This window comes from Citrobacter sp. wls619, assembly GCF_005281345.1.
Classification (GTDB): domain Bacteria; phylum Pseudomonadota; class Gammaproteobacteria; order Enterobacterales; family Enterobacteriaceae; genus Citrobacter.
Genome location: NZ_SZXJ01000004.1, coordinates 21629 through 28928 on the forward strand (window position 1 = coordinate 21629; position 7300 = coordinate 28928).

General features: G+C 52.7%; 6 protein-coding genes. All 6 read left to right on the top strand.

What is annotated here, in order from left to right; translation table 11 throughout:
- Nucleotides 1-185: 185 nt before the first annotated feature.
- The 6 genes from tsgA to FDX19_RS00190 all read left to right on the top strand — a co-directional run bounded on the left by tsgA (nucleotide 186) and on the right by FDX19_RS00190 (nucleotide 7231).
- Nucleotides 186-1367, top strand: a complete 1182-nt coding sequence (tsgA, locus tag FDX19_RS00165; protein ID WP_137381142.1) for an MFS transporter TsgA — start codon at nucleotides 186-188, stop codon at nucleotides 1365-1367.
- A 305-nt stretch (nucleotides 1368-1672) separates the two neighbouring features.
- Nucleotides 1673-4216: an NADPH-nitrite reductase large subunit gene (gene nirB / locus FDX19_RS00170; RefSeq protein ID WP_137381143.1), complete on the top strand. Its 2544-nt coding sequence runs from the start codon at nucleotides 1673-1675 to the stop codon at nucleotides 4214-4216.
- Complete coding sequence (gene nirD, locus FDX19_RS00175; protein ID WP_038634824.1) at nucleotides 4213-4539, top strand: nitrite reductase small subunit NirD; 327 nt, start codon at nucleotides 4213-4215, stop codon at nucleotides 4537-4539. Before nirB ends, nirD begins: the two co-directional genes overlap by 4 nt.
- Nucleotides 4540-4744: 205 nt before the next feature.
- Nucleotides 4745-5554, top strand: a complete 810-nt coding sequence (gene nirC, locus FDX19_RS00180) for a nitrite transporter NirC (RefSeq protein WP_137381144.1) — start codon at nucleotides 4745-4747, stop codon at nucleotides 5552-5554.
- Nucleotides 5555-5565: 11 nt separating this feature from the next.
- Complete coding sequence (gene cysG / locus FDX19_RS00185) at nucleotides 5566-6939, top strand: siroheme synthase CysG (protein ID WP_137381145.1); 1374 nt, start codon at nucleotides 5566-5568, stop codon at nucleotides 6937-6939.
- A gap of 124 nt (nucleotides 6940-7063) precedes the next feature.
- Nucleotides 7064-7231, top strand: a complete 168-nt coding sequence (locus tag FDX19_RS00190; RefSeq protein WP_137381146.1) for a DUF4223 family protein — start codon at nucleotides 7064-7066, stop codon at nucleotides 7229-7231.
- The last annotated feature ends 69 nt before the right edge of the window (nucleotides 7232-7300 follow it).

The window sequence follows — 7300 nt, forward strand, 5'->3', positions numbered from 1 at the left end:
CTAATTTTACGTACTTGAAACAAATGTAACCTCATAGCTGTAAATACCTATGTGATCATGATCACATACAAAAATGTAACAGGCTCAGTAATTACCAAAAAATATTTAAATGCATCACTAAAACGCCTAAAATCTGCCCGCTCACGGCGCCGTTAATGCGCCTTACACTTCTATACAGGCCAGTCATGACTAACAGCAATCGCATTAAGCTCACATGGATTAGCTTTCTCTCCTACGCCCTGACAGGTGCGTTGGTAATTGTCACCGGGATGGTGATGGGAAACATCGCAGATTATTTCCATTTGCCCGTTTCCAGTATGAGTAACACCTTCACCTTCCTGAACGCAGGTATCCTGATCTCTATTTTTCTGAATGCCTGGCTGATGGAAATCGTGCCGCTGAAAACGCAATTGCGTTTTGGCTTCATCCTGATGGTCTTGGCAATCGCCGGACTGATGCTCAGCCATAGCCTGGCGTTGTTCTCTGCAGCAATGTTTGTGCTGGGCCTGGTGAGTGGAATCACCATGTCGATTGGTACGTTCCTGGTGACTCAGATGTATGAAGGTCGCCAGCGTGGCTCCCGTCTGCTGTTTACCGACTCCTTCTTCAGCATGGCGGGCATGATTTTCCCCATGGTTGCAGCCTTCCTGCTCGCGCGCAGCATTGAATGGTACTGGGTCTATGCTTGTATCGGCCTGGTGTATGTCGCCATTTTCCTGCTGACCTTCGGCTGCGAATTCCCGGCGCTGGGCAAACATGCGCAGCAGCCAGACGCACCGGCCGTTAAAGAAAAATGGGGCATTGGCGTACTGTTCCTGGCAATTGCGGCGCTGTGTTACATCCTCGGTCAGCTTGGTTTTATCTCCTGGGTTCCGGAATACGCCAAGAGCCTGGGCATGAGCCTGAACGATGCCGGTAAACTGGTTAGCGACTTCTGGATGTCTTACATGGTCGGCATGTGGGCGTTTAGCTTTATTCTGCGTTTCTTCGATTTGCAGCGTATTCTGACCGTACTGGCGGGACTGGCCACCGTGCTGATGTATCTGTTCATCACCGGTACGCCAGAGCATATGCCTTGGTTCATTCTGACGCTGGGCTTCTTCTCCAGCGCGATTTATACCACCATTATTACCCTTGGTTCTCAGCAGACCAAAGTTGCCTCACCTAAATTGGTTAACTTTGTGCTGACCTGCGGCACCATTGGTACCATGCTCACCTTCGTCGTCACCGGCCCTATCGTGGCGCACAGTGGTCCACTGGCTGCATTACAGACTGCGAACGGACTGTATGCCGTGGTGTTCGTGATGTGCTTTATCCTTGGGTTCGTCACGCGCCATCGCCTGCATAACGCACCAGCAACGCATTAATCTCAGTGCCGGGGGCGCTTCGCTTGCCCGGCCTACACACTGCCGGATGGTGTCTGCGCCATCCGGCCTATTCTCCCCCCCCTCTTCTTCCGCTGGCGATGTCAGCCAAAACGCACTAAAACCCCTTAATTTGTATGCTAATTGTACAAATATGAAAAGCCTATCAATTCCGTCACTTATAAAAATGCTGACAAATCAGTTATATACCCCTTAAGGAGTATATAAGGCCGAATTTGATTTGTATCAATAAGCGCGGTTGCTGAATCGTTAAGGTAGGCAGTAATAGAAAAGAAATCGAGGCAAAAATGAGCAAAGTCAGACTCGCTATTATCGGTAATGGTATGGTCGGCCATCGCTTTATTGAGGATCTTCTTGATAAATCCGACGCTGCCAATTTTGATATTACCGTCTTCTGTGAAGAACCCCGCAAAGCGTACGACCGCGTACACCTGTCATCCTACTTCTCTCACCACACCGCTGAAGAGCTTTCTCTGGTGCGTGAAGGGTTCTATGAGAAGCATGGCGTTAAGGTGTTAGTCGGTGAACGTGCAATTACCATCAACCGCCAGGAGAAGGTAATCCACTCCAGCGCGGGCCGTACGGTCTATTACGACAAGCTGATCATGGCGACCGGTTCCTATCCGTGGATCCCACCGATTAAAGGTTCCGAAACCCAGGACTGCTTCGTTTACCGTACCATTGAAGATCTCAACGCCATTGAGGCTTGCGCCCGCCGTAGCAAACGCGGTGCCGTCGTCGGTGGTGGCCTGTTAGGTCTGGAAGCCGCCGGCGCGCTGAAAAGCCTGGGCGTGGAAACCCACGTGATTGAATTCGCCCCCATGCTGATGGCTGAACAGCTGGATCATATGGGTGGTGAGCAGTTACGTCGCAAAATTGAAAGCATGGGCGTGCGTGTGCACACCAGCAAAAACACCAAAGAGATCGTCCAGGAAGGCAGTGAAGCGCGCAAAACAATGCGTTTTGCCGACGGTAGCGAACTGGAAGTTGATTTCATCGTCTTCTCTACCGGTATTCGCCCACGCGACAAACTGGCCACCCAGTGCGGTCTGGACGTCGCGCCGCGCGGCGGCATTGTCATTAACGACAGCTGCCAGACATCTGACCCGGATATCTATGCGATTGGCGAATGCGCCAGCTGGAACAACCGCGTATATGGTCTGGTCGCGCCGGGTTACAAAATGGCCCAGGTCGCCGTGGATCATATCCTCGAAACTGAAAATGCTTTCGAAGGCGCGGATCTGAGCGCCAAACTGAAGTTGCTCGGCGTAGATGTTGGCGGGATTGGCGACGCGCATGCGCGCACGCCGGGTGCCCGCAGCTATGTCTACCTTGATGAAAGCAAAGAAGTCTACAAACGCCTCATCGTGAGTGAAGATAACAAAACCCTGCTGGGTGCGGTTCTGGTCGGTGATACCAGCGATTACGGCAACCTGCTACAGCTGGTGCTGAACGCCATCGAACTGCCGGAAAACCCGGACTCGCTGATTCTGCCCGCGCACGCAGGCAGCGGTAAACCATCAATCGGCGTGGATAAACTCCCGGACAGCGCGCAGATTTGTTCCTGCTTCGACGTCACTAAAGGCATGCTGATTGCCGCTATCAACAAAGGCTGTCACACCGTTGCGGCGCTGAAAGCCGAAACCAAAGCCGGTACCGGCTGCGGCGGGTGTATCCCACTGGTGACGCAGGTCCTGAACGCCGAACTGGCGAAGCAGGGTATCGAAGTGAATAACAACCTGTGTGAACACTTCCCGTATTCACGTCAGGAACTGTTCCACCTGATCCGCGTAGAAGGCATTAAAACTTTCGAAGAGTTGCTGGCTAAACACGGTAAAGGTTACGGCTGCGAAGTGTGTAAACCGACCGTCGGCTCCCTGCTGGCCTCCTGCTGGAATGAGTACATCCTCAAACCACAGCACACGCCGCTGCAGGACACTAACGACAACTTCCTGGCGAACATCCAGAAAGACGGCACCTATTCCGTGATCCCGCGTTCTGCGGGTGGCGAAATTACCCCTGAAGGCCTGGTGGCCGTGGGCCGTATCGCGCGTGAGTTTAACCTGTACACCAAGATCACCGGCTCCCAGCGCATTGGTCTGTTCGGCGCACAAAAAGATGACCTGCCGGAAATCTGGCGTCAGTTAATTGAAGCCGGTTTCGAAACCGGTCATGCGTACGCCAAAGCGCTGCGTATGGCGAAAACCTGCGTAGGCAGCACCTGGTGCCGTTATGGTGTTGGCGATAGCGTTGGCTTCGGCGTCGAGCTGGAAAACCGCTACAAAGGCATTCGGACCCCGCACAAAATGAAATTCGGCGTCTCTGGCTGTACCCGCGAATGTGCGGAAGCCCAGGGTAAAGACGTCGGTATCATCGCCACCGAGAAAGGCTGGAACCTGTACGTTTGCGGTAACGGCGGGATGAAACCTCGTCATGCAGACCTGCTGGCGGCCGATGTCGATCGCGAAACGCTGCTCAAGTACCTTGACCGCTTTATGATGTTCTACATCCGTACTGCCGACAAACTGACCCGTACTGCACCGTGGTTAGATAACCTGGAAGGCGGTATCGAGTATCTGAAGTCCGTCATCATCGACGACAAACTGGGCCTGAACCAGCATCTGGAAGAAGAGATGGCCCGTCTGCGTGAAGCAGTGGTCTGTGAGTGGACAGAAACGGTCAACACGCCGTCCGCGCAGGTTCGTTTCAAACACTTTATCAACAGCGATAAACGCGATCCGAATGTTCAGGTTGTACCTGAGCGCGAACAACATCGTCCGGCTACGCCTTATGAGCGTATTCCGGTGACTCTGGTGGAGGAAAACGCATGAGCCAGTGGCAAAACATCTGCAAAATCGATGACATTCTGCCTGCGACAGGCGTCTGCGCCCTGTTAGGTACTGAGCAGGTTGCTATTTTCCGCCCATATCACAGCGATCAGGTGTTTGCGATCAGCAATATCGACCCATTCTTTGAGTCCAGCGTACTGTCGCGTGGGTTGATTGCTGAACATCAGGGTGAGCTGTGGGTCGCCAGTCCGCTGAAAAAACAGCGTTTTCGCTTAAGCGACGGTCTGTGCATGGAAGACGAACAGTTTTCCGTGAAGCATTACGAAGCGCGAGTGAAAGACGGCATGGTGCAACTGCGCGGTTAACTTATTTTTGGGAGGCGCAACGCCTCCCTTTTTAGATTTTTATTTTTGTTCCACTTTTAATCATTATCACAACATCATTTGTGCTGCATCGCGGCGGCAACCGCGCAAATCCCCAGGAGCATAGTTCACTATGTGACTGGGGTGAGCAAGGGAAGCCAACAAAGACGTAGTGCAAAGGATGAAGTGAGAAAAGGATAATCAACACATGTTCACAGACACTATTAATAAGTGTGCGGCTAACGCTGCGCGCATCGCACGCCTGTCGGCAAATAATCCGCTCGGATTCTGGGTCAGCTCAGCAATGGCAGGGGCCTACGTTGGCCTCGGCATCATTCTTATTTTTACTCTCGGTAATTTACTCGATCCATCCGTACGTCCTCTGGTAATGGGTGCAACCTTTGGTATTGCCTTAACGCTGGTTATTATCGCCGGTTCTGAACTGTTCACCGGTCACACGATGTTTCTCACGCTCGGCGTTAAAGCGGGCACCATCAGCCACGGTCAAATGTGGGCGATTCTGCCACAAACCTGGCTCGGCAACCTCGTGGGCTCTGTGTTTGTCGCTCTGTTATACAGTTGGGGCGGTGGCAGTCTGTTGCCGGTCGACACCAGCATCGTACATACGGTTGCACTGGCGAAAACTACCGCACCTGCAACAGTACTGTTCTTTAAAGGCGCCCTGTGTAACTGGTTGGTTTGCCTGGCAATCTGGATGGCAATCCGCACAGAAGGCGCGGCGAAGTTCCTTGCCATCTGGTGGTGTCTGCTGGCGTTTATCGCGTCCGGCTATGAACACTCCGTAGCCAATATGACGCTGTTTGCCCTTTCCTGGTTCGGCCATCACAGCGAGGCCTATACCCTGTCCGGAATTGGTCATAACCTTCTGTGGGTGACACTCGGTAATACTTTGTCCGGTGTCGTATTCATGGGGTTGGGTTATTGGTATGCTACGCCAAAATCGGAGCGTCCTGTTCCGGCAAAAATCAATCAGCCAGAGGCTGCTGCCAATAATTAAGGGGTAATGTCGTGGATCATTTGCCTATATTTTGTCAACTACGTGACCGCGACTGCTTGATCGTCGGCGGTGGTGATGTCGCAGAACGCAAAGCGCGGTTACTGCTGGAAGCGGGCGCCCGTTTAACGGTCAATGCGCTGGCGTTTATTCCGCAGTTCAAAGTATGGGCAGATGAAAATATGCTGACGCTGGTTGAGGGGCCGTTCGATGAGTCCCTGCTCGACACCTGCTGGCTGGCTATTGCCGCTACTGATGACGATGCCGTTAACCAAAGCGTCAGCACCGCCGCAGAATCACGCCGTATCTTCTGCAACGTGGTCGATGCGCCAAAAGCGGCCAGTTTTATCATGCCCTCCATTATCGACCGCTCTCCGCTGATGGTGGCGGTCTCCTCAGGCGGTACATCCCCTGTTCTTGCCCGCCTGCTGCGTGAAAGACTCGAATCCGTGCTGCCACAGCATCTGGGACAGGTCGCACAATATGCCGGGCAACTGCGCTCCCGCGTGAAAAAACAGTTCGCCAGCATGGGTGAACGTCGCCGCTTCTGGGAAAAATTGTTTGTTAATGACCGCCTGGCGCAGTCACTGGCAAACAACGACCAACAAGCCGTAGAGGAAACCACCGAGCAGTTGCTCAGCGAACCGCTGGATCACCGTGGTGAAGTAGTATTGGTCGGTGCCGGCCCTGGTGATGCCGGGCTGCTGACGCTGAAAGGGCTACAGCAGATCCAGCAAGCTGATGTTGTGGTGTATGACCGCTTGGTTTCCGACGATATCATGAACCTTGTACGCCGCGATGCAGATCGTGTGTTCGTAGGCAAACGTGCGGGTTATCACTGCGTACCGCAGGAAGAGATCAACCAGATCCTGCTGCGTGAAGCGCAACAAGGTAAACGCGTAGTGCGACTGAAAGGCGGTGACCCGTTCATCTTTGGCCGCGGTGGCGAAGAGCTGGAAACCCTGTGTCATGCCGGTATTCCATTCTCTGTCGTGCCAGGCATTACCGCGGCTTCTGGCTGTTCTGCTTATTCCGGTATCCCACTGACCCATCGCGATTATGCGCAGAGCGTACGCCTGGTCACCGGGCACCTGAAAACTGGCGGTGAACTGGACTGGGAGAACCTGGCGGCAGAAAAACAAACGCTGGTGTTCTACATGGGACTGAATCAGGCGGCAACGATTCAGGAAAAACTCATCGAGTTTGGTATGCAAGCTGATATGCCGGTTGCCCTGGTCGAGAATGGTACTGCCGTAACACAGCGCGTCGTCAGCGGTGTGCTGACACAGCTCGGTGAACTGGCAAAACAGGTTGAAAGCCCGGCGCTGATTATCGTGGGTCGTGTTGTGGCATTACGCGATAAGCTGAACTGGTTCTCTAACCATTGATTCACAACATACTCCGCGAAATAACCAACCGTATACCGTTCTGAAATCATTCCGCTAATTAACGCAAACGGCAGTCCTGGAATCTCTTTCCTGACTGCCGTTTTTATTTCCCACCTGTTTTTTTATGCTTAAGATTACAAAAATTACCGCTGTGGCAGGAATTCTGGCGACGCTGACCGCTTGTACGGGTCATATTGAAAACCGTAATAAAACCTGCTCGTATGATTACCTGCTGCACCCGGCAATTTCGATTTCTAAAATGATTGGCAGTTGCGGTGCAACGGCTGAATAATCAATAAATCTCTTTGCGCAGAGACAAAAAAACCGGGAAATGAACTGACCCCATAATGTTGGACAGTTT